Below are 20,585 nucleotides of genomic sequence, written 5' to 3' on the forward strand. Positions count from 1 at the left end.
CGGGAGGTAAGCTTTGCTCAGACTTATTGTTTCCGGCGCGTTTTTTTTATTGCTTTGCCTGAGTGCGCAAACTGCTCTTGCCGCCACGGTCTTTGTGATTGAAAGTTACCACGCAGGGTATGACTGGGATACCAGATACCTGCAGGTTCTGCGTGATAGGCTGACTCCGCAACATACACTGGTCACCTTTGAACTGGATACAAAACGCCTGCCTGAAGAGCAGCATGAGGCAAGGGCGCAGCTAGCGTTTGCGAGGTACCTTGAGCTCAAACCAGATCTGGTTGTGCTGGCGGATGATAATGCCTGTGCTTTGCTGGGCAAGCGTCTGGCGGAAACAGGCACTCCTATTGTGTACATGGGGATAAATGCCAACCCGCGAAAGTACGGACTGCATTCCCGTAGAGATACCACAGGTGTCATCGAGCGGCCTTTAATAAAGCGCGCCATAAGTTATCTTAGCAGGATGGAAGGGTTATCTCTTTCTAAAGTACTTTTGCTTTTTGATAACAGCACGACAGCTCAGATCATTTTTGGCGAGATCATGCGATACATGCCGAGCGAGAATATTATGGGGGTCGGGCTGGAAACAAGAATGATCGCAAGTTGGAAGGACTGGCAGGAAAGCATTCTGCAGGCGAAAAGTGAAAACTTTGATGTGATCATCATAGGCCTGTATCAGACCCTGATTGGCGATGATGGCAACGTTGCAAATGACGTTCAGGTGCTTGAGTGGACCATAGCCCATGCACAGTTACCTTGTTTTGCCGTCTGGAATTTCAGCGTAGGGCCGGGTAAGGCTATCGGCGGATTACTGCATTCCGCAGAAGAACAAGGCGACAGTGCAGCCGATCTGGTACTGAGCCTGTTGCAGTATGGCGAGAGTCCTGTCCATCCTGTCATGGCGGAGCAGGGGCAGCTTATACTTAGCCGCAGCGGTATGGCCCGATGGGGACTGAAAGTACCGCGCGTGTATGAAAGTGAAGTGAACTGGGTGCCATAGCCGTAGCCTGATCAACTGCCGGTGAAGTACCTGTAGGTGATGAGCAGGGCTGGCTGACCGCAGGAGATTGAAAGCTGTTGCATGGCAACTTTTATGATTTTGCAGATTATACAAAAAAAAGCGGCGTACGTGGTACGCCGCTTTTTTTACAAGCAGAAACTAATTCTGTTCAGCTGCATCGCCATTTTTGTATACACGGGCGAGGATTTCCGAAGCACCGGCTGCTTTGACTTTTTCAGCCAGTTCAAGACCAGTCTGGCGGGCATTTGCTTCCGTTCCTGTGGCAGTCAGACGGATAACGTTGCTGCCGTCCAACTCTGCGACAAGGCCGACCAGCTCAAAGTTGTCTTCATCCGTCATAGAAGCGTAGCCTGCAATGGGTACCTGACAGCCGCCTTGCAGACCGAATAGAAAACCGCGTTCTGCCTCTACGCAGATGCGTGAAGGCCGGTGGTTCAGGAAGGCAAGCATTTCTGCAAGGTCTTGTCTGCCCTCGCGGTATTCAAGTCCGAGAGCACCCTGACCGACAGCAGGCATAAAGCTGGGCGGGCCAAGCTCGGTATGGAAGGGGGCAGTTTCTCCAAGGCGCTTGAGGCCGGAAGTTGCCATGATGATGGCATCATACTGGCCTTCCATCAGCTTACGGATTCTTGTCTGTACGTTGCCCCGTAGCCATTTTACTTCCAGATCGGGGCGCAGAGCCAGAATCTGGGACTGACGGCGCAGGCTGCTGGTGCCGACAACAGCATCTTGCGGCAGGGCATCCAGCCCGTCGTATTTTACAGAAAGCAATGAATCCGTCGGGATTTCACGTTCAGGAATAGCACCCAGAGTCAACCCTTCAGGCAGTTCCATAGGAACGTCTTTCATGCTGTGTACGGCGATGTCCGCACGACCATCCAGCAGGGCCTCTTCTATCTCCTTAACAAAAAGGCCTTTGCCGCCTACTTTGGCAAGCGGCACATCCAGAATGATGTCACCTTTGGTTTTCAGAATAAGCAGCTCGACCTCGTACTGGTCGGGGTACTGCTGCAATATGCGTTCTTTGATATGTTCAGCCTGCCAGAGTGCGAGCTTGCTGCCGCGGGTAGCGATGACGATTTTTTTCATGTGCGCGCCTGTGAGAGTTAGAGAATTCGCGGGGCGTCGTTATTTGCAGGTAGAGCAGTTGCCGCCGGAACAGCCGGAACAGCCGCCGCCGGACGATGCGGGGACGGTATAACCGCCCATGCCGTCAGCTGTTTTAAAGCAGGAGCAGGACATGAGCTTGGCAGTTTTTTCCGACCCGCAATGCGGGCACTTTACGCCGTCGCCGTTTCCGAAGACGAGCTCTTCAAAATCCTTGTGACAGGACTTACAGGTGTATTCGTAAATGGGCATTGGTTCCCCCTTTGTTGAAACCGTAACTGTATTTACTTGTGGGATGCCTCGCCGGACTGTTCCAGCCACGGCTGCAGTTCCATCACGTTTTCAAAAAGGTAATGATCTACCAGCCCGCAGAGCATGTGCTCCACGGCAAGGTGAATTTCCTGAATAAGCGGAGTACGATTATCTTTGACATCAATCAGGTGACTGCACAATTCAGCCATGGCCCCGCCGCCTTTACCGGTGATGCCTACAGTGATCATGCCTTTGTCGGTTGCTGCCCGCAAAGCTGAAATCACGTTTGGGCTGCCGCCGGATGTCGAAATGGCAACAAGAATGTCACCGGGCTGGCCGAGAGCCTGAACCTGTTTGCTGAATACCTGATCGAACCCGAAGTCGTTTCCGATGGCAGTAATGGTTGATGTGTCTGTGGTCAGCGCGATGGCTGGCAGCGGCGGTCTGTCCATCATGAATCTGTTAAGGAATTCGGCTGCAATATGCTGTGCATCTGCAGCGCTTCCGCCGTTACCACAAAGCAGCACCTTGCCGCCGCGGGCAATGCAGACGGCCATGATGCGGGCAACATCCACTATGGTGTCCGCATTCTCCTGAAAGAATGCTTCACGCAGGCGGCTGCCTTCCAGTGCATGTTCCATAACCATGGATTTGGCTGTGTCTGACATTAAAACTCCTTTTGTGGAAAGTTCCGCAAAGTATGCCTGACGGCATATCGGAACCACTTGGGACTACCCTAAATGGCGACGGGTAGCAATGTTTAGCCTTCTGTATGTGTAATATGCCGGTAATATAAAGAAAATAAAAACAGAGCCGGAGCCCTAATTTGTGACGAAAGTTTTAATTGCGTGCTACAAGCCTGTTTGGCGCTTGTGAGCAGAGCGCATGTAATGTAGTGCGCATTGTGTCACACTACAGGCTGCTTCTTGATGGAATCATCGCTTTTTACTAGGGATAGTCATGCATCGCAAATTGAAACAAGTTTTTATAGCAATAAAACAGGTTCACCCCGAGGCAAAGGCCCTTTCCGGCCGGATGGCGGCGTGGTTTGCCGAACGCGGCATTGAGGTTGCAGTAGAAGAGAACGACGCTTCGCAACCCATGCCGGAACAAGCCAGAAACGCAGATTGTATTCTGGTTTTGGGCGGCGACGGAACCATGCTCAGCGTTTCCCGCAGGGCCATGGGGCTTGGTGTTCCCATGCTTGGTGTTAATCTAGGTAAGGTCGGCTTTCTTGCGGAAGTAAACGCGGGCGGCTGGCAGCAGGCCATGCAGTATATTATTGATCATGGGCTGCATACAAGAGAACGCCTTGCTCTGGATTTTAATGTCGAACGCGGCGGCGAATGCGTTTTTAAAGGCATTGCTGTCAACGATGTTGTTTTGCATCGTGGTGTTCTTGCCCGTGTAATCAATCTGGGGCTGGGCGTTAACGGCGAATGGCTGGGCGACCTGCGTGCCGACGGCCTTATCGTCTCTACTCCCACAGGCGCCACCGGCTATGCCGTTTCCGCAGGGGGGCCGCTTGTTCACCCTGATCTATCGGTGTTTACCATTACGCCGATCTGCCCGTTTTTAAACAATTTTCATCCCATGGTGCTTGATGGCTCCATGCATTTTGAAATCCGTATTCTGGAAGGCCCGCAGGAAGTATACATCACGCAGGACGGTCAGGAGTGCTTTGCGCTTGAGGCCGGTGATCTGGTGACTGTGACAAAAGCAGAGAAGGGGCTTTCGTTTGTTTCTGTAAAAGGCTCAACCTATTTTACCCAACTACGATCAAAGGGCTTTGTCCGTGACCCAAGAGGCCGCGGCCATGCGTCCCGCAGTTCAACCTGATTACCGGAGTGATTCATGAGCACGCTTCCTGAACTTGCCACCGTGTGTGATGTGCGCCAGGGCATTGACCCTGTGCTGGATGCATGGCTGCATCATTTCAGAACAGAAAATAATATTGAACACCTGCTTAATCCGACTTTGATTGCGACACCGGAACAGCTGCGCTTCATGGTGGCTCTGGATGAGGATCAGGTGTATTTCCCCTGTTCGGATGACGTGTTCAGGATGCTTGTTCAGCCTGAAAATCCTTCTGAGTTGCTGCGCGAATATGCCAGAGCGTGGCGTTTTATCGTGCGCATGATCCGTGCGCATGGGTTTGATAAGTTCAACGAACGGCGTGTTATCCATTTCTCGCGGTTGCGTTTTCAGCTGGCTCTCAAATCCGGCATCATCATGCCGTCACGACTTGTCAAAAGGCTGGACAGTATTGTGCTGACCCAGTGCGGAATTCCGGACCCGTACCGTGACTCGAAGCTGACCGCCAACCGGCGCGCTGTTGAAAGTCTGCATAGTACGGAAGCACATAAGGCGCTGCAGGCATGCCCCGCCGATCTGCCGTCTGTCTGCAGCGATATCCGTGACTTCAGGTGGGAGCTTGATATGATCGAGCTCAAGCGCCTTCTTTATCTTTCCACCATGTCTGAATTGTGGAAAGGACGGGACCTTGCGGATGTTGATTTTGCGGCGGAGCTGAATAAACCCTGCGGTGACTGCAACCGCTTGCGGCTTACTTTCGGGCCGGAAGAAGAAGCACGGAAAAAAGTGTTGTATCTGCCGGATGTCAGCGGCGGCATTATTTATGACCTGAAGATCATCAAGGCGTTGCTGCGCATGGGGCATCAGGTGGTGCTGGTGCTGAAGGAAGGCTTCCACTTTAAAACGCCTACCATGTGGGATGCGGAGTACGACCCTGTACTGGCTGAGCACCTTGAAGGTGCCATGTTTGTACATGATGAGGCCATTTCAAAAAATGATCTGCTGGCGACGTTACGCGAGCATCGTTTTGTTGTGATTTCCGACGGTACTCGCGAACAGTTGAACCTGTACCGTACCAGTGTGACTTTTGCCCGCGCTTGGAAAGAGTGCGACGTAATCATGGCAAAGGGCAGACGCAACCACGAGGTACTGATAGGGTCAAGCCATATCTATACCCGTGACATTTTGTGCTTTCATCGTGACAAAAATGGTGAGTTCCATTTTGCCGCGAAAGAAAAAAGCGCTGGAGTACGTAAGTTTTCCGAGGCCGATATCCTCAGCAAGTCGGATGCGATTATCCGAACCATGCGTGAGGCAAAGCAGGAAGGAAAAACCGTTATTTTCTATAGCTGCGTAATCGGATCTATCCCCGGGCAGACTGATACCGCCATCAGCGTTGTGCATACTTTTGTGTCGCACTTGCGCGAAAGGATGGAACAGGTATTTGTCATTAACCCTGCGGAACACTTTTCGGAAGGCATGGACGGCGATGACCTGATGTTTATGTGGGAACGGGTTCAGAGAAGCGGGCTCATAGACGTCTGGCGTTTTCAGACAGTAGAGGATATAGAAACCAGCTTTGCGCTGATGGGCCGCAAAGTGCCGCCCGTATGGTCGGGTAAGGACTCCACTTACTCCACCGGCTGCACAAAGGAAATGCATATCGCTATTGATGTGCAGAAAAAGCATCCTGAATTGCAGATTATCGGCCCTTCATCGGATAAGTTTTTCCGCCGCCGTGAGTATGGCGTAGGCAAGTTTTTTGACGCAGGCATAAAATAGCCTGTATTCGACTAAATCGGTTTGGATGTTATTAATGGATACTCTTTCGTTTGAAGTGATAAAAAGCGCTTTGGAACGGGCTTTTGATGCTCAGGTGGATGCTACTGCCCGCTGGCATGAAAGCGAACCGGGCACTCCGGAAGCTGCCGGTGCCGAAGTGACGGAAAAAACTCCTGCTCTGGCAGCCCTGCATCGTCTGGTGCTGGCTCAGCATTTGATGAACTTCAAATTGTGGCACGTTGAAGACATTGCACGCAGAAAAGATGTCGGGCCGGAAGTCATTGCCGACTGCAAGTACCGTATTGACGGTTACAACCAGCATCGTAATGACTATATGGAAAAAGTGGATGTCTGCATGATTTCGCTTATGCAGCCCCTTTTGCCGCAAGTTGATGACTCCGTGCGTATTAATACAGAATCTCTCGGCATGGCCGTGGACCGTTTGTCCATTCTGAGCCTTAAGATGTTCCATATGCTGGAGCAGGTGGAACGTACAGACGCAACAGAGGAGCATATAGCTTCTTGTCGTGAAAAGCTGAACGTGCTTGCCGAGCAACGTGAAGATCTGGGCCGCGCCGTTATGGACTTGCTGGGCGATTATGCCGTCGGGAAGAAGCGTCCCAAGACCTATTACCAGTTTAAAATGTACAATGACCCCAATCTGAATCCGGAACTGTACGGAAACAGGTAAGGGGATGCATAACGCTGTAAAAGCCGATTTTAAGACAACCGGCTTGGTAGCGTCTGTTTTGTCCAAGGAGTTTTTGCATGGCTGATTATGAAGTCGTCATTGGTCTGGAAGTGCACGCTCAGTTGCGGACCAGATCAAAATTGTTTTGCGCCTGCTCGACCGAATTTGGCGGTGAGCCGAACACCAATGTGTGTGAAGTATGTTCCGGTATGCCCGGTGTGCTGCCTGTAGTGAACAAAAAAGCGGTGGAATATGCCGTTAAAATGGGCATGGCAGTTGATTGCACCATCAATAACGACTCGGTATTTGCGCGCAAAAACTACTTTTATCCCGACCTGCCGTACGGGTACCAGATTTCCCAGTTCGAGCGCCCTCTGTGCGAGTTCGGTCATCTGGACATTCCTCTGGCAGACGGTGTTAAGCGCATCGGTATTACCCGTATCCATATGGAAAACGATGCGGGCAAAAATATTCACTCAGCTGCGGATAATGCCAGCTATGTTGACCTGAATCGTGCCGGAACACCGCTTATTGAAATAGTGAGCGAACCGGACATGCGCAGTGCGGAAGAAGCAGTGGCGTATCTTAAGGCTCTGCGTAATATTCTTCTGTATCTGGGCATTTGCGACGGCAACATGGAAGAAGGAAGCTTCCGTTGCGATGCCAACGTATCTTTGCGTCCGAGAGGGCAGAAAGAGTTCGGTACCCGTACCGAGCTGAAAAACGTGAACTCCTTCCGTAACGTGCAGCGTGCCATTGAAGTGGAAATAGCCCGTCAGCAGGATTTGCTTGAAGACGGTGAAAAGATTGTGCAGGAAACCCGCCTGTATGATGCCACCCGTAATATTACGGCTTCTATGCGTGGAAAAGAAGAAGCGCACGACTACCGTTACTTCCCTGATCCGGACCTGATCCCGCTACATCTGGAAGACGCATGGCTGGAAGAATGGCGGGCTTCATTGCCCGAGCTTCCCGCTCAACGCCTTGCCCGTTTTATTGCGGAATACGGACTTTCCGGACAGGATGCGGAACTGTTGACCAGTGAGCGTGAACTGGCAGACTTTTTTGAGGCAGCGGCAAAAGAAGCTGGCAATGCCAAAAAAGTTGCCAACCTTATCATGGGTGAGTTTCTGCGCGAACTGAACGACAGGCAGATCAAGGTGGCTGATGCAACCATGACTCCGCAGGCTGTATCAGAGCTTGTTAAACTTCAGGAAGAAGGCACCGTAAGCAGTAAAATTGTGCACGACATTTTCTCTGACCTTTTCGAGTCGGGTGAAATGCCTGCTGCCTACGTCAAACAGAAAGGTCTGGTACAGATTTCTGATTCCGGTGCCATTGAAACTGCAGTAGACGAAGTGCTGGTTGAGAATCCTTCGGAAGTTGAAGCGTACCGTAGCGGTAAGACAAAGCTGATGAGCTTTTTTATGGGGCAGGTAATGCGTAAAACCAAGGGAAAAGCCAACCCGGGTGTGGTGACCAAGTTGCTTGCTGAAAAGCTGGGATAAGCTGTATTAGCGTGCTTGACCGTATTTTTATAGTAACACATCAGGCGACCTTCGGGTCGCCTTTTTTTGTTTTTGAATCAGTGTGAAACACGGAACAAATTGCGCCTGCAACCATACACTGGTGAAGGTGCTGCATGAATTCCCCTTGATATTGTATAAATAGAATACCGTTACAGTTACATTTAGTATGGATGGTATGGTATAGCGATCTTCTTTCGTCGAACATCAACGTACAGTCTATTTACAGAGTTGACAGCATGATTTTAGGGACTTATTGAGAAGGAGAAGTTTTGGGGGGCAATTTATACAAGCTGGCACTTGCAATACATAATGCGAGAGAGGTGAACGATGGATGATTACTTGAAAGAAGCGCTGGAGATTGTGAAAGCGCAGGCAAGCGTTCGTACTATGACTGAAGAAGAAATTACTTCCATGGTTATGAAGCTTGCCAATGGAATCAAGGGGATTTGTGAAGGAGCTGTAACCGCCGAGGGGGGCGGTGATGCGCAGACTGCACAGCGCTCTATAAAAGAAAAAACAATTACCTGCCTTGAGTGTGGTAAGAGCTTTAAGATTATTACTAAAAAGCATCTTGCTCTGCACGATCTGGATGCCGTATCTTATCGTGAAAAATGGGGCTTTAAGAAAAATACCCCTTTGGTATGCAAATCTTTGCAACGCGAACGTCGCAAAAAGATGAAAGACATGCAGTTGTGGGAAAAACGCCGCAAGCATCCTGTCGAGTAAAAAAAACGGCCCTTCGAAAGAAGGGCCGTTTCTTGTTTCGAAAAACCGCTTTTTATTTATGCAGAGCGTCTTCTTGTACGATCTGCATTTTTCCGCGTTGGGCTCCGGAAACAACATCAGGTGAGTGTTCGGTGAGTACCATCCGATATCCGAAAGATATATAATATGCGTCAACTGTGTCTGCCTCAAATGTAAACTCAAGTGGAATTGTACGTTCGGCACCTATGGGCCGCGGCAGATAACTGTGGCTGTCTTTTGCTATCACTGTTCCGTTTGCGTCACTCAGGTAGGCCGTTATGGTCAGTTGGCCGTACCACGATGTCCACTCCGGATACAGTTCAGAATTGGGCAGGGCATTGCCTATAACTCCCACGGTTTCACCCAGATCGACGGTGCTGTATTGAAAGCGCCAGAACTTCATGTCTATCTGGCTGTTTTCAGTATTACCCCACGTTTCGTGAGCTAAATGACCCACATTCTGGCCGGAGCAGCCGGAGAGTGCGAGTATTGCAATCAGCAGAAATGCCCTATACCGGATAGCATTATATAAATAAGTTCGGAATTTCATGGAGTACCGTGTGGTTTAGCGTACTTTGGGTGGACCTTGCACAAGCATTTCTGCCAGTGTCAGGTCTACGCGGGCCAGCTTTTTAAGCTTGGGTCCTACATATTCCATCTCCAATGCTGCAAGCTCTCTATAAAACGGCGTTCTGTCAACTGTCGGTTTCAGCTCCTCGGGCTGGTCGCTAGTGCATTCCACAAAACGGAAGCAACCTGAAAACTGCTGTGTGCGGCCATCCGGTAACGCCAGAATATTTTTTGTACCATGCATACGGCAGATCATCAGCCTGTGTTCATACAGTCCGCAAAGTCCGTTGTCATTGACAGGACACATCAAATTCGGGCGGGTACCGTGTGCCAGCATTATGCGGCTTTGCTCAACAACCTCGTGTGCCCGCTCGATGTACGTAGTGCGGCGGTCTTCGGGCAGCAGGTTCATTCCGCGCCATAAATACAGCCACTCAACATGGGTATGATGCTGGAAGTAGCTTGTACAGCAGTTGTCCGTACAGCCCTGACAGCTGAGTCCCGCAGCTTGTGCTTTGGTGCTGTACTCCTGTTCCATGTGAGAATACAGGGCGGCTAGACGGGCAAAAACACCGGTTTTTACTTTTTTTGCGGCAGATTTTGAGCGCTTCATTACTTCTCCGAAAGGGAACGTTCAATGGCTTCCAGACATTCAGCCACAGAGGCGGTTGTGCAGTCTACCGTGTAGTCGGCGTACAGGTCATACAGCTCGACCCGTTCATTATACAGGTCTTCCACTGTCTGGCCGGGAGCAATGGCAAGGCCGCGGTCCGGGTTGCGGCTGATGCGCTCAAGAATGACGGGAAGCTCGACTTTCAAGTACACTATACGACCCAGCGACTTGAAATGCTGCATGGCTTCTTTTCTGTAGATTACGCTGCCACCGGTTGAGATGACTGTGCGGCTGGCTGTGACACGTTGGCATACAGAGCTTTCAACATTGAGAAAGGACTCTTTGTCCATGCTGTCTGCCACATTTTGCAAATTGGTTCCGTAGTGGGCCTCAATAAGATGGTCAGTGTCCATGTGTGCCCAGTCCATACGTCTGGCGAGCGCCGTGCCGATAGTTGTTTTGCCGCTTCCGGCCATACCTATAAGAATTATGCAGTCATCCTGCTCTGACTTTTCAGGACGGGGGATATATGTTCTTTGCGCCATGGGCTTGTATGCTTCCTTGGAAAAATTCTGTTGGGACTTTACGCAGTGGGATTTTGCTGTTCGCAACGTCCTGTGTCAACTGCAAAGGCAAGTTCTGTGTTGGGGCTGATGGAAAATAGCGTGTTGTAATTAAGGGAGATGAGCAATTTTCCCCTTCTGGAACGAACCTGCCGGTGCTTATGTGTGCAATAGAGGGAAGGCTGCTGACTGCCGGATATAGAGAACTGCTGCCGGATATTGTGCAGATGTAAAAAAAGGCAGACCCGAACGGGTCTGCCCTTTGATATTCCGTAGCAGTCGGAATTAACGCTTCGAGTACTGGAAGCGGGCACGAGCTGCGCGCTGACCGTACTTTTTACGTTCCTTCTTACGTGCGTCACGGGTGAGGAAGCCTGCGCGCTTCAGCGCGGGGCGCATTTCTACGTCTACTTCAAGCAGAGCGCGGGAAATGCCGTGACGAACGGCTTCGGCCTGACCGCGAACACCGCCGCCCTGCACATTCACGTGAATGTCGAAAGTCTCAACATTCTTGGTCAGCGCGAGAGGCTGACGAATGATCATCTGCAGGCTTTTGCGGGGAAAGTATTCGTCATAAGGACGACCGTTTACCAAAATCTGACCAGTACCTTTGTAGAGGCGGGTCCTGGCGGTGGCGTTTTTGCGACGCCCGGTGCCGTAATTAAATTCCTGAGTCATAGTATTTCCACCTCTGTATTAGTACTTAAGCTCAAGAGCCTGAGGGTTCTGAGCCTGGTGGGGGTGCTCGCTGCCTGCGTACACCTTAAGCTTTTTCAGCATGGCGCGACCCAGACGGTTGCGGGGCAGCATACCCTTAACGGCGTTGATAATCGCACGCTCAGGCTTGGTTGCCAGTACGTTAGCAAGGCTCTGCTCACGCAAACCGCCAACGTAACCGGAGTAACGGTAATACTTTTTATCAGCAAGCTTGTTGCCGGTAACTTTAATCTTTTCGCAATTGACTACGACGATGAAGTCGCCGTTGTCCATGTGCGGTGCAAATTCAGGCTTATGCTTGCCGCGAAGCCGATGCGCGATCTGGGCAGCCAGACGACCGAGGATTTTGTCCTCAGCATCTACTACGAACCAATCGCGGGTGATATCCTGCGGCTTGGGGCTGAACGTCTTCATAATTATAATACTCCTTGACCTGCGAAGCTCGAAAGGCGAACTACATAGGGAGTTTTTTCTCTCGTGTCAACGGAAATTAAGCCCGACAACAGGGGTAACGGGTTCGGGGTAACGGCTAATCCCTGCCATCTGCTTTCAAACCTTGTCAGTTATACCAAGATGGCCTACTTTGCCAAGTAATTTGTTGGAAAAATTTTGGAGGCACAATGGTCAGCATCCGTAAAAGCCTTTTACAGTTTGTTTTTGCAGGCTCCTACATGAAGCGCTGGAATGACAAACTGCGTCCTATGGAGCTGCTTGAAGTGGACAAGCAAGCCCATAAAATGATTGTTGCGTGGCTTTTGTATCAGCAGAATTCGCGTGCAATGGATGCTGAAACAAGGCTTGCTTTGGGCAATCAGATTATCGAAGGGGGCATCTTTGACTATTTTTACCGTCTTGTCATCACAGATATTAAGCCTCCTGTTTTTTACCGCATAAAAGACAATCCTCAGCACTACGAACAGCTTTCATCGTGGGTGCTTGATGAGCTGGAGCCTCTTGTCCAGCCCCTCGGCGATCCTTTCTGGAGCCGGATGCAGGCGTGGGTGCGCCGCAGACACAAAGAGTCTCTCGCTGATGATATTCTGGAAGCAGCCCATCTTTTTGCCAGCAACTGGGAGTTTCAGCTTATCAAGGGGCTGAATACCTTTGATGATGAGATGGAAGACATCGCTGACTCCTTTACTACAAAACTGGCTGGTTTTTCGCACCTTGAAGGGATGGACAGTTTGCGCACCGGTACCGGCGCGCTGGGTAAATTTGCCGTGCTGTGCGGGCAGCTGCGTTTTCAGAAACGCTGGTCTCAGACTCCCAGAATACCGGAAACTTCAGTGCTGGGACACATGTTTCTGGTTGCCTGCTATTCGTACTTTTTCAGTCTTGCTGTGGGGGCATGTCGGGCCCGTCGGCAGAACAATTTTTTCATCGGACTCTTTCATGACCATCCGGAGCTTCAGACGCGTGACATTATTTCTCCAGTCAAAAAGACTGTTGAAGATCTCGATGCGGTTATAAAAGAATATGAAGAGGCAGAGCTGCGGCGAAAGGTTCTTAATCCGCTGATTGCAGAAGGCTACGAGGTGCTTTCTGAGCGTCTTTCTTATTACCTCGGGCTGGAAGTAGGTTCTGAGTTCAGTGAGGCGGTGATTGAGGACGGTGCTGTGCGCAAGGTCGATTTTGAAGCGCTGCAGGATGAGTATAATAACGATATGTACGATCCGCGTGACGGTTCCATGTTGAAGACGTGCGATACACTGGCTGCTTTTATAGAAGCTTACACCGCTGTGCGAAACGGCATCAGTTCTGACCAGCTTCAGGCTGCGTTATGGCGGCTGCGTGAAAGGAACAGACGTACGATAATCGGCCCTGTACATGTTGGGGCGTTGTTTGCCGATTTTGATTAGGTAGGGCGATGCCTCAGTTTTTTAACTACATTGCTGCTGTGTGCCTGCTGCCGCCTTTTACGTGGTGACTTCCGTGAATCCGCAGGTTCCACATGGCCTGTTTAGCTATCTTTGCAATAACAGCTTCTTATGGATTTTTTTGTAGTACTGCCGTACACTATAATTGTGTAGATGTATCACAGAGCAGGCAGCCATGTTGTGTCGTGCTGCCAAAGGTGTCTGTGGTGGTATTATTCCGGTATTCAGCAGCGTGTGAGCTGAGTGTCAAAGGAGATTGCTACTATGCTGTTACGTAAACGCGCCTGGGACATTGCCCGGGAAGAGTTTCCCGTTGTACGCGCTGATGACTCGCTGGCTGAGGCTATGCGCCGGCTGAGAGAATTTCAGGCCCGCGATGCAGGCTGCATTTGTGCTCTGGTGCTGGATAAAGGTGATAACTTTGTAGGCGCTATTTCTATCTGGGATACCATGCGCTTTATGGAACGGCATCTGTTGCGGGGCAGCGCGCTGGACGGCTTTGACGAAAGTGGTTTTGACCGCGTGTTTCACAATGCCTGCAAAGTTGCCGGTTCAACTGCTGTAAGTAAGATTATGGACAGGCACGTGACAGTGCTGCGCCCTGACGAGCCGTTGCCCATGGTTCTGGAGCAGGTTGTGCAACGCGGACGCAGCTACGCCGTGGTCAAAGAAGGCCCGAAGGTTATCGGCGTGGTGATGATTACAGATCTTTACCGTGAGATCAGCGGCGAGATTACGTCATAGGTTGAAAGAATTGAGCATATAAAAACGCCGCAGCGAGCAGCTGCGGCGTTTTTTGTTTTGTTAAGTAGCTCAGGCTTTGCCGGGGGTGTCGAACAGCTTCTGGACATAGGCTGCCTGTAGCCTTGCTGTGTACTTTGCGTCATATTTTTTTGTATTACGTGCAAGGTGTGCAGCTGCTGTCATCGCGTCCATGGCCGCGGCATAAGGACGCTTGCTGATCATGGCAGCAAATGAGTCTGCAATGGCTGCGATACGCCCGAGTTTGCTTATGCGTTCGCCGGAAAGTTTTTGAGGATAGCCGGAGCCGTCAAGCCGCTCGTGGTGTTCCATTTGCGCCTGCCGCATTTCATCAAAAGCCAACCCGAGCTTATGCATTATTTTTGCGCCCATAAGCGGATGAGGAGGGATTTTATCCTTTTCTTCCATTTTGAGGGGCGTGGTTTTAGAAAGAATAAAGGCCGGAATTTTAGCCATGCCCAGATCGTGTAGCATCAGCCCCAGCGCTGCGCGGTCTACAAGGCGACGCTTCATGGTGGGGTCTGTATCCATTAGCAGCCATAAGCCGACGAACAGAGTGTTCAGCGAGTGGTTAACCAGCGTGTGTTCCGTATTAAGCCTTCGCATGAACGATTTGATGCGGTGCTTGTCCTGCCACAGATATTCCGTGAAGACCATCGTGTCTCTGTAGAGCGCGTCGAAAACGGGCTTAACCGGCTGCTCAAAGAAGTCGCTCAGCTTCTGGCCAAGCGCCATGATGCAGATTTCCGCCACTTCGCCTGTTTTCAGGTTTTCGTCTACCAGCACAAGGTCAAGCTGTTTGACAATGTGCTTAGAATAGACGGCCCTGTCAGAACGGGCAACGAACAGGTCGCCGCCTGCGCACAGCTCTTGCAGTTTTTCGATCTGCTCATTAGACAGTCGCTCTCCCTTGCGGAAGAGTGGCTGCAGCTGAGCAATATCATCTCGGAATCTGAAAAGATCGAGCGGGGGTCTGTATTTGGGAAAGCTGCTCAGTATCTCGGTACTGATCTGGTAGTATTCTTCCGAGATATTATCAGGAATTGTAGATTTGACCGCGCTCATACTCTTTACTTTCTGTAGATTTTTACAAGGTTTGTACCGCGTGGTTTTTCACCGGGTTTGGGCTGCCCTGCGGTTATGACAACCTCTGAACCGGCTTCAAAGTGCGGAGCATTGTCGATGAATGTTTCGGCTCGCTCCAGATGGCCGGGAAGGGTTTCGTCAACCTGATGCGGCCATACGCCCCAAGAAAAGTTGAGGAAGCGTAATGCCTCGGCATTGGGCGTAAGGGCATGTATGAGCTGGCGGGGGCGACGGGCGGAAAGCACACGCGCCGCGCTGCCGGACATGCTGTGAGCCACAATGGCGTTCGCACTGGTTTTATCAGCCAGCAGACAGGCAGAGTACGCCAGAAAATCCGGTGTCTTCTGCTCGTCCAGCGGAGGCAGAACCGAAGCCTGTTCGAGGTGCAGCTCTTCTGCCGCACGTACGATCTGCCGCATAAACTGCACTGTTTCCACAGGGAAGTTGCCCATGGCTGTTTCTTCCGACAGCATTACGCAGTCTGCTCCGTCCAATACTGCGTTGGCCACGTCTGTGGTCTCCGCACGGGTCGGACTGGGACTGTTCACCATGGAAAGCAGCATCTGCGTAGCCACGATTACAGGCTTTGCCTTACGGTTACATGCACGGATGATGCGTTTCTGCATGGCGGGCAGTTCCGGCAGCGGACATTCCACGCCAAGATCGCCGCGGGCAACCATGATGATGTCGGTTACCTCAAGAATGTCGTCCAGCCTGTCGACCGCATTGCGGCGCTCAAGTTTGGCAATAACAGGGATATTACGTCCGGCAGCTTTGATGATGGCTTTTGCTTCGGCAATATCTTCAGGTGTTTGTACAAACGAAAGGGCCACCGCGTCAACGCCCAGACGGAGACCGTCCTGCAGGTCTTTTTTGTCTTTGTCCGTCAGGGCAGCAAGTTGAATAGGCTTGCCCGGCAGGGCCAGACCCTTGCGGGAAGTGATGATGCCGCTGTTGTTGGCTACAAGGCAGAATAAATTTTCTGCAACCTGCTTTTCCACATTGAACTGCAGGCCGCCATCGCTGAGAACCACCTTGTCGCCTGCTTCCATGCCTGCAAGAATTGTCTTGTGCGTGAAGGGAACGAAAGGTAAGTCCTCGGCCGCACCTTTGGGCGATATACCCAGCAGGATGCGGTCGCCTTTAGCCAGTGTCAGCGCGCTTTGGGACAGCTCTCCGATACGGATTTTCGGGCCGGAAAGGTCCTGAAGCAGGGTTATAGGTGTCTGGTACTCCTGCTCAAGCTGTCGCATGAGAGCAATCAAATCGACAAACTGGGAGGCGTCACCATGGGAAAAATTGAGCCGGAATATGCGTACTCCAGCCTGAATCAGCCGCGATAGGGTCTCCCGGTTCGAGGACGCGGGGCCCACTGTTGCGATTATTTTCGTTCTCATAATACTGATTCTTTTTCAATTACCATCCGTTGTCAAGCGTGTTCCCGCAACTTGAACAGACCTTTGCTGCAAAAAATCACAGTCTGCCCTTGACTCTCATCAACATATAATAGATGGGGTGGTAAAACGTGGTAAAACGTGGTAGAGGTCATCGTATGAGTTTTAAGGGACGATCATATCGCAGCCTTGATCCGAAAGGCAGGCTGATGCTTCCGCCGGAAGTTCGCGATTCATTACTCGCGGTTAGCTCCGAAGGCAGGTTGTCTCTTACTACGTTCGACGGCTGCCTTGTGGCATACACGCCTGAAGACTGGGAAAAGTTTGAAGCGGGTTTTGCCCGTATCAAAAACCCTTCGCGCAAAATGCGAGACTTCAGACGTCTGGTCATTGGCGGTGTGGAAGAAATATCCATTGATAAGCAAGGGCGCCTGAAGCTTTCCAAGGCGCATATGGAATATGCAGGCATTACAAAAAAAGTGGTGCTTGTCGGTCAGGGTACCCGCTTTGAAATCTGGAGCGAAGAAGAACTTGAAGCAGTGATGAATCAGGACTTCGGCGATGTGACAGATGAATTGGCGGAAAGCGGCGTTGATTTTCCTATCTGATGTAATTGTACAGTGTGAGGCTTTTGTGACGGCAGACAAAGGGCATGACAACAACCAGCACCAGTACACAGCTCATGTTCCTGTGTTGCTGGATGAAGTGCTGCAATATCTTTCGCCCGCGCAAGGCGGCTACTATCTTGATGGTACGCTGGGTCTTGGCGGACATAGCGAAGCTATAATGCGGCAGTGCGACGGAAATGCGCACCTGCTTGGTCTTGACCGTGACCGTAGTGCTCTTGCCATGGCCGCACAGCGGCTTGCACCGTTCGGCGACCGCGTTACCACCCGGTACGCCTGCTACAGCCAGTTTGATGAAGTGATGGATGAGCTTGGCTGGACCGGCCTTGACGGGGCCCTTATCGATATCGGTGTGTCTTCCATGCAGATTGATACTCCGGAGCGCGGGTTCAGCTTTTACGCTGACGGCCCTCTGGATATGCGTATGGATACATCCGGCGGGATGCCTGCTGCCAGCGAGCTGGTGAACAAAGCCAGCTATGAAAGTCTTAAAGAGATTATCGACAAATATGGCGAAGATCCCATGGCTGGCAGAATCGCCCGCGCTATCCTTGACGCCCGCGCCCGCAATCCCATAGAAACCACGGCCCGTCTGGCCGAGGTTGTCGAGCAGGCATACCCTGCAAAGTGGCGCGCCAAAGCCCGCAATCATCCGGCAACGCGCACGTTTCAGGCGTTGCGCATGGCTGTGAACGGGGAGCTGGAAGAACTGGAAACCTACCTGCAGAAGATTATCGCCAGAATGAACCCCGGCGGGCGCATTGTGGTGATTACGTTCCACTCTCTGGAAGACCGGCTTGTCAAGAATGTGTTCAGGGATGAGGCAAAGGGGTGCCTCTGTCCTCGTCATATTCCTGTATGCGTTTGCGGAAAGCAGCCTACGGTTAAGGTACTTACCCGTAAGCCGGTTACGGCATCGGCAGAAGAATTGAAGGTAAACAGCAGAGCGTCCAGCGCAAAGCTGCGGGCATCGGAAAAAATTTAAGGCAAACGACTATGCAAAAGTACGGAAGCTGGATTCTGGGCATGGTGCTTTCCCTTATAAGCGGATTGGTGCTGGCGTTGACGCTTGTCTGGTTGAACATTGAGCGCGTGGATATGGCCTATGGCCTGAAAAAGCTGCAGGTCGAGTTGAATACCAAAGAAAACCATGCCTCAAAGCTTGAAGCAGAAAGGGATAACCTGCTTTCACCGTACAGATTGCGCGAACTGGCAGAAGGGTTGGGCATGGGGCCCGCAAAGCCCGGCCAGATTCGGCGTATGGAAGAGCAATAACATTAATAAGGCTGCATCCGGCAGCACACTGCAGATAGCAACAGTCGTTCATAATGCTTTTGGGGGGGCATTACACGGTTGGCAGCGGAGAACTGTCGTAACCGGAAGATCAGTGGGAGACACGGGCGGTGTTTAAAAGCAATAAAACCGCAAACAAAAAGGTCAAGCGTCAGACCAGAGCCGTAACTGCCGGTCCTGTTAAGGATACCAGTGGTGTACGGCTTGTATTCGTTGCGGTTGTTTTTGCCGGATTATGGGCCGCTTTGTGGGGCCGCGCCTGGTATGTGCAACTGATCGACGGCCCCAGACTGGCCGCTATGGCCAGCAGGCAGCATCACGCTACCGAGCTGGTTACAGGACAACGCGGAGATATTCTTGACCGTAACGGGCTGGTGCTGGCTCGCAGCGCTGATTTCAAGTCTGTCTTTGTGCGGCCCGTTGAAATTGAAAACAGAAAAGAAGCCGCAAAGATGCTGGCGAATGCGCTGGGTAGATCTTATGCGCAGATGCTTTCCAAAGTATCGCGCCGCAGTTCCTTTGTATGGGTGTCCCGCGAGGTGGACGACAAAGCCGCAGCCCGCATTCGTGAAGCTTCACTTGCCGGTGTGTATCTGACGACGGAATACAGCCGCTTGTACCCGTACAAGCAGTTGGCCGGTCGCCTTATCGGTTTTGTAGGGACAGATGACAAAGGGCTGGAAGGCCTTGAGCGTGCTTTCGATAAACACCTGACTGGGCAGAGCACCAGACAGGTTGTTCAGCGGGATGCAGCAGGGCGCCGTCTTTATATGGACGGGGCAGGGTTTGCGTCCGGCCTGAAAGGCAAAGACCTTCGTCTGACGGTGGATGCCAACATACAATTTTTTGCTGAAGACGCTCTGGCCTCTGCTGTTCGCAAGTATGAAGGAACATGGGGCGGTTGCATGGTGGTGGATGCCCAGTCCGGAGATATTCTGGCATGGGCGGAGTACCCGCCGTTCAACCCCAATGCATACAAAGGCTACAGTGCGGGAATGTGGCGTAACAGGCTTGCAATGGACGCTCTGGAGCCCGGCTCGACTGTAAAGCCGTTTTTGATTGCCGCTGCACTGGATGACGGGCTTGCAAAAACAGACAGCCTGTTCTTTTGCGAAAACGGTCGCTGGAAACTGCACGATGTGACCATCCGCGATACCAAAAAGCACCAGTGGCTCACGCTGGACAAGGTGCTGCGGTACTCCAGCAACATAGGCATGGCAAAGCTTGGCCTTGAAATGGGCGCTGCCAGATATCACGACTATCTGACCAGACTCGGGTTCGGGGAGCGTCCTGAACTGCCGTTGCCCGGTGTTGCTTCCGGCCTCATGAGACAGCCGGGACAGTGGCGCGAGGTTGACCTTGCGACAGCATCCTTCGGGCAGGGGTTCGCCGTTACCGGAGCGCAACTTGCCAGAGCTTTTATGGTGCTTGCCAATGGCGGCGTATCCAAGCCGTTACGCCTTGTTATTGACGACAACGCACCAGAGGCACCCGCAGGCGAAAGAATTTTTTCAGAAGAAAGCACCAGAAAAGTGCTTGAGATGATGCGCGAGACCGTAGAAGGCGACGGCACGGGCAGAGCCGCCGACATTCTGGGGCTTGAAATTGGCGGCAAGACCGGAACCGCACAAAAAGCCAGCAAAGGGAAAAGTGGCTACGGGGATGAATACGTGGCGTCATTTGTGGGGCTGGTTCCTGCAATGAACCCGAAGCACATTGTCCTTGTGACCGTGGATAACCCCCGCAAGAACCACTACGGCAGTGTGGTTGCAGCGCCGGTCTTCAAATCGGTAGTTACCAGAACGTGGGCCTACCTCGGCATGTTGCCTGAAGGGCAGGAAGAGTATGCCGGACTTGCTTCAGGCGATACTCCCAGCGTCTCCGGACGCATTGCCGACTTACCTGCCCACGATGAGCAGACCAGAAGTGTGGCGCAGAATGATGTGGAGCTTGGCGTAGTGCCGAACGTAGTCGGCCGGAGCCTGCGCAGCGCCATGGAAATTTTTGCCCGCAAGGGCCTTATACCGGAAGTAAAGGGCATGGGGAGCCGGGTCCAAAGGCAGAAGCCGGAGGCAGGCAGTCCGTGGCCGGAAAATATAACAAGCTCAGAATACGTTCTGTGGCTGACGGAGCAGTCCTGATC

22 protein-coding genes are annotated in these 20,585 nt (G+C 51.8%); 12 read left to right on the forward strand and 10 right to left on the reverse strand.

The window, feature by feature from the left end:
• The first annotated feature begins 13 nt into the window (after positions 1-13).
• Complete coding sequence (locus tag ACK5LI_RS14185; protein WP_416950496.1) at positions 14-1,000, forward strand: ABC transporter substrate-binding protein; 987 nt, start codon at positions 14-16, stop codon at positions 998-1,000.
• A 159-nt stretch (positions 1,001-1,159) separates the two neighbouring features.
• On the opposite strand, the gene hemC is transcribed toward ACK5LI_RS14185, so the two are convergent.
• Genes hemC through ACK5LI_RS14200 form a run of 3 tightly spaced genes read right to left on the reverse strand, consistent with a single transcriptional unit; the run spans position 1,160 to position 3,048 of the window.
• A complete protein-coding gene (gene hemC / locus ACK5LI_RS14190; RefSeq protein ID WP_416950498.1) occupies positions 1,160-2,110 on the reverse strand; it encodes a hydroxymethylbilane synthase in 951 nt (316 codons plus the stop codon).
• A gap of 39 nt (positions 2,111-2,149) precedes the next feature.
• A complete protein-coding gene (locus ACK5LI_RS14195) occupies positions 2,150-2,380 on the reverse strand; it encodes an FmdB family zinc ribbon protein (protein ID WP_416950500.1) in 231 nt (76 codons plus the stop codon).
• 32 nt (positions 2,381-2,412) lie between these two features.
• Complete coding sequence (locus tag ACK5LI_RS14200; RefSeq protein ID WP_416950503.1) at positions 2,413-3,048, reverse strand: D-sedoheptulose 7-phosphate isomerase; 636 nt, start codon at positions 3,046-3,048, stop codon at positions 2,413-2,415.
• Between the two features lie 292 nt (positions 3,049-3,340).
• Here ACK5LI_RS14200 and ACK5LI_RS14205 point away from each other — a divergent pair, with 292 nt between their 5' ends.
• The 5 genes from ACK5LI_RS14205 (at position 3,341) to ACK5LI_RS14225 (ending at position 8,923) form a co-directional block, all read left to right on the forward strand.
• A complete protein-coding gene (locus tag ACK5LI_RS14205; RefSeq protein WP_416950505.1) occupies positions 3,341-4,219 on the forward strand; it encodes an NAD(+)/NADH kinase in 879 nt (292 codons plus the stop codon).
• Between the two features lie 15 nt (positions 4,220-4,234).
• The gene (locus tag ACK5LI_RS14210; RefSeq protein WP_416950507.1) at positions 4,235-5,977 is read left to right on the forward strand and encodes an ARMT1-like domain-containing protein; all 1,743 of its coding nucleotides are present in this window, start codon (positions 4,235-4,237) and stop codon (positions 5,975-5,977) included.
• Between the two features lie 34 nt (positions 5,978-6,011).
• The gene (locus tag ACK5LI_RS14215) at positions 6,012-6,668 is read left to right on the forward strand and encodes a DUF4254 domain-containing protein (protein WP_416950509.1); all 657 of its coding nucleotides are present in this window, start codon (positions 6,012-6,014) and stop codon (positions 6,666-6,668) included.
• A gap of 77 nt (positions 6,669-6,745) precedes the next feature.
• Positions 6,746-8,176, forward strand: a complete 1,431-nt coding sequence (gene gatB, locus ACK5LI_RS14220; protein WP_416950512.1) for an Asp-tRNA(Asn)/Glu-tRNA(Gln) amidotransferase subunit GatB — start codon at positions 6,746-6,748, stop codon at positions 8,174-8,176.
• 348 nt (positions 8,177-8,524) lie between these two features.
• Positions 8,525-8,923 (forward strand): MucR family transcriptional regulator, encoded by a 399-nt coding sequence (locus ACK5LI_RS14225; RefSeq protein ID WP_416950515.1) that lies wholly within the window; start codon positions 8,525-8,527, stop codon positions 8,921-8,923.
• Between the two features lie 52 nt (positions 8,924-8,975).
• On the opposite strand, the gene ACK5LI_RS14230 is transcribed toward ACK5LI_RS14225, so the two are convergent.
• The 5 genes from ACK5LI_RS14230 to rplM all read right to left on the reverse strand — a co-directional run bounded on the left by ACK5LI_RS14230 (position 8,976) and on the right by rplM (position 11,818).
• Positions 8,976-9,398: a hypothetical protein gene (locus ACK5LI_RS14230; protein ID WP_416950517.1), complete on the reverse strand. Its 423-nt coding sequence runs from the start codon at positions 9,396-9,398 to the stop codon at positions 8,976-8,978.
• 108 nt (positions 9,399-9,506) lie between these two features.
• Positions 9,507-10,124, reverse strand: a complete 618-nt coding sequence (locus tag ACK5LI_RS14235) for a hypothetical protein (protein ID WP_416950519.1) — start codon at positions 10,122-10,124, stop codon at positions 9,507-9,509.
• A complete protein-coding gene (thrB, locus tag ACK5LI_RS14240; RefSeq protein WP_416950521.1) occupies positions 10,124-10,669 on the reverse strand; it encodes a homoserine kinase in 546 nt (181 codons plus the stop codon). Before thrB ends, ACK5LI_RS14235 begins: the two co-directional genes overlap by 1 nt.
• Positions 10,670-10,972: 303 nt before the next feature.
• Entirely contained in the window at positions 10,973-11,365 is a 393-nt protein-coding gene (gene rpsI, locus ACK5LI_RS14245; RefSeq protein ID WP_416950524.1) for a 30S ribosomal protein S9, read from the reverse strand.
• Positions 11,366-11,383: 18 nt separating this feature from the next.
• Positions 11,384-11,818, reverse strand: coding sequence for a 50S ribosomal protein L13 (gene rplM / locus ACK5LI_RS14250; RefSeq protein ID WP_416950527.1), 435 nt, complete (start codon positions 11,816-11,818; stop codon positions 11,384-11,386).
• 206 nt (positions 11,819-12,024) lie between these two features.
• Between rplM and ACK5LI_RS14255 the strand changes: the two genes are divergently transcribed.
• Together ACK5LI_RS14255 and ACK5LI_RS14260 are read left to right on the forward strand one after the other, a co-directional pair.
• Positions 12,025-13,263, forward strand: a complete 1,239-nt coding sequence (locus ACK5LI_RS14255; protein ID WP_416950529.1) for an HD domain-containing protein — start codon at positions 12,025-12,027, stop codon at positions 13,261-13,263.
• A gap of 282 nt (positions 13,264-13,545) precedes the next feature.
• A complete protein-coding gene (locus ACK5LI_RS14260; protein WP_416950531.1) occupies positions 13,546-14,025 on the forward strand; it encodes a CBS domain-containing protein in 480 nt (159 codons plus the stop codon).
• 69 nt (positions 14,026-14,094) lie between these two features.
• On the opposite strand, the gene ACK5LI_RS14265 is transcribed toward ACK5LI_RS14260, so the two are convergent.
• Together ACK5LI_RS14265 and pyk are read right to left on the reverse strand one after the other, a co-directional pair.
• Complete coding sequence (locus tag ACK5LI_RS14265) at positions 14,095-15,108, reverse strand: HD-GYP domain-containing protein (RefSeq protein ID WP_416950533.1); 1,014 nt, start codon at positions 15,106-15,108, stop codon at positions 14,095-14,097.
• A gap of 5 nt (positions 15,109-15,113) precedes the next feature.
• Complete coding sequence (gene pyk, locus ACK5LI_RS14270) at positions 15,114-16,526, reverse strand: pyruvate kinase (RefSeq protein WP_416950535.1); 1,413 nt, start codon at positions 16,524-16,526, stop codon at positions 15,114-15,116.
• Between the two features lie 155 nt (positions 16,527-16,681).
• On the opposite strand from pyk, the gene ACK5LI_RS14275 reads away from it, so the two are divergent.
• The 4 genes from ACK5LI_RS14275 to ACK5LI_RS14290 all read left to right on the forward strand — a co-directional run bounded on the left by ACK5LI_RS14275 (position 16,682) and on the right by ACK5LI_RS14290 (position 20,583).
• Positions 16,682-17,131 carry a division/cell wall cluster transcriptional repressor MraZ gene (locus ACK5LI_RS14275; protein ID WP_416950537.1) on the forward strand — a complete coding sequence of 150 codons (450 nt, stop codon included), beginning with the start codon at positions 16,682-16,684 and terminating at the stop codon, positions 17,129-17,131.
• Between the two features lie 25 nt (positions 17,132-17,156).
• Complete coding sequence (gene rsmH, locus ACK5LI_RS14280; protein WP_416950539.1) at positions 17,157-18,134, forward strand: 16S rRNA (cytosine(1402)-N(4))-methyltransferase RsmH; 978 nt, start codon at positions 17,157-17,159, stop codon at positions 18,132-18,134.
• 11 nt (positions 18,135-18,145) lie between these two features.
• A complete protein-coding gene (locus tag ACK5LI_RS14285) occupies positions 18,146-18,424 on the forward strand; it encodes a hypothetical protein (protein WP_416950541.1) in 279 nt (92 codons plus the stop codon).
• A 128-nt stretch (positions 18,425-18,552) separates the two neighbouring features.
• Positions 18,553-20,583 carry a penicillin-binding transpeptidase domain-containing protein gene (locus ACK5LI_RS14290; RefSeq protein ID WP_416950543.1) on the forward strand — a complete coding sequence of 677 codons (2,031 nt, stop codon included), beginning with the start codon at positions 18,553-18,555 and terminating at the stop codon, positions 20,581-20,583.
• The last annotated feature ends 2 nt before the right edge of the window (positions 20,584-20,585 follow it).

This window comes from Oleidesulfovibrio sp. (genome assembly GCF_047973035.1).
Lineage (GTDB): Bacteria > Desulfobacterota > Desulfovibrionia > Desulfovibrionales > Desulfovibrionaceae > Oleidesulfovibrio.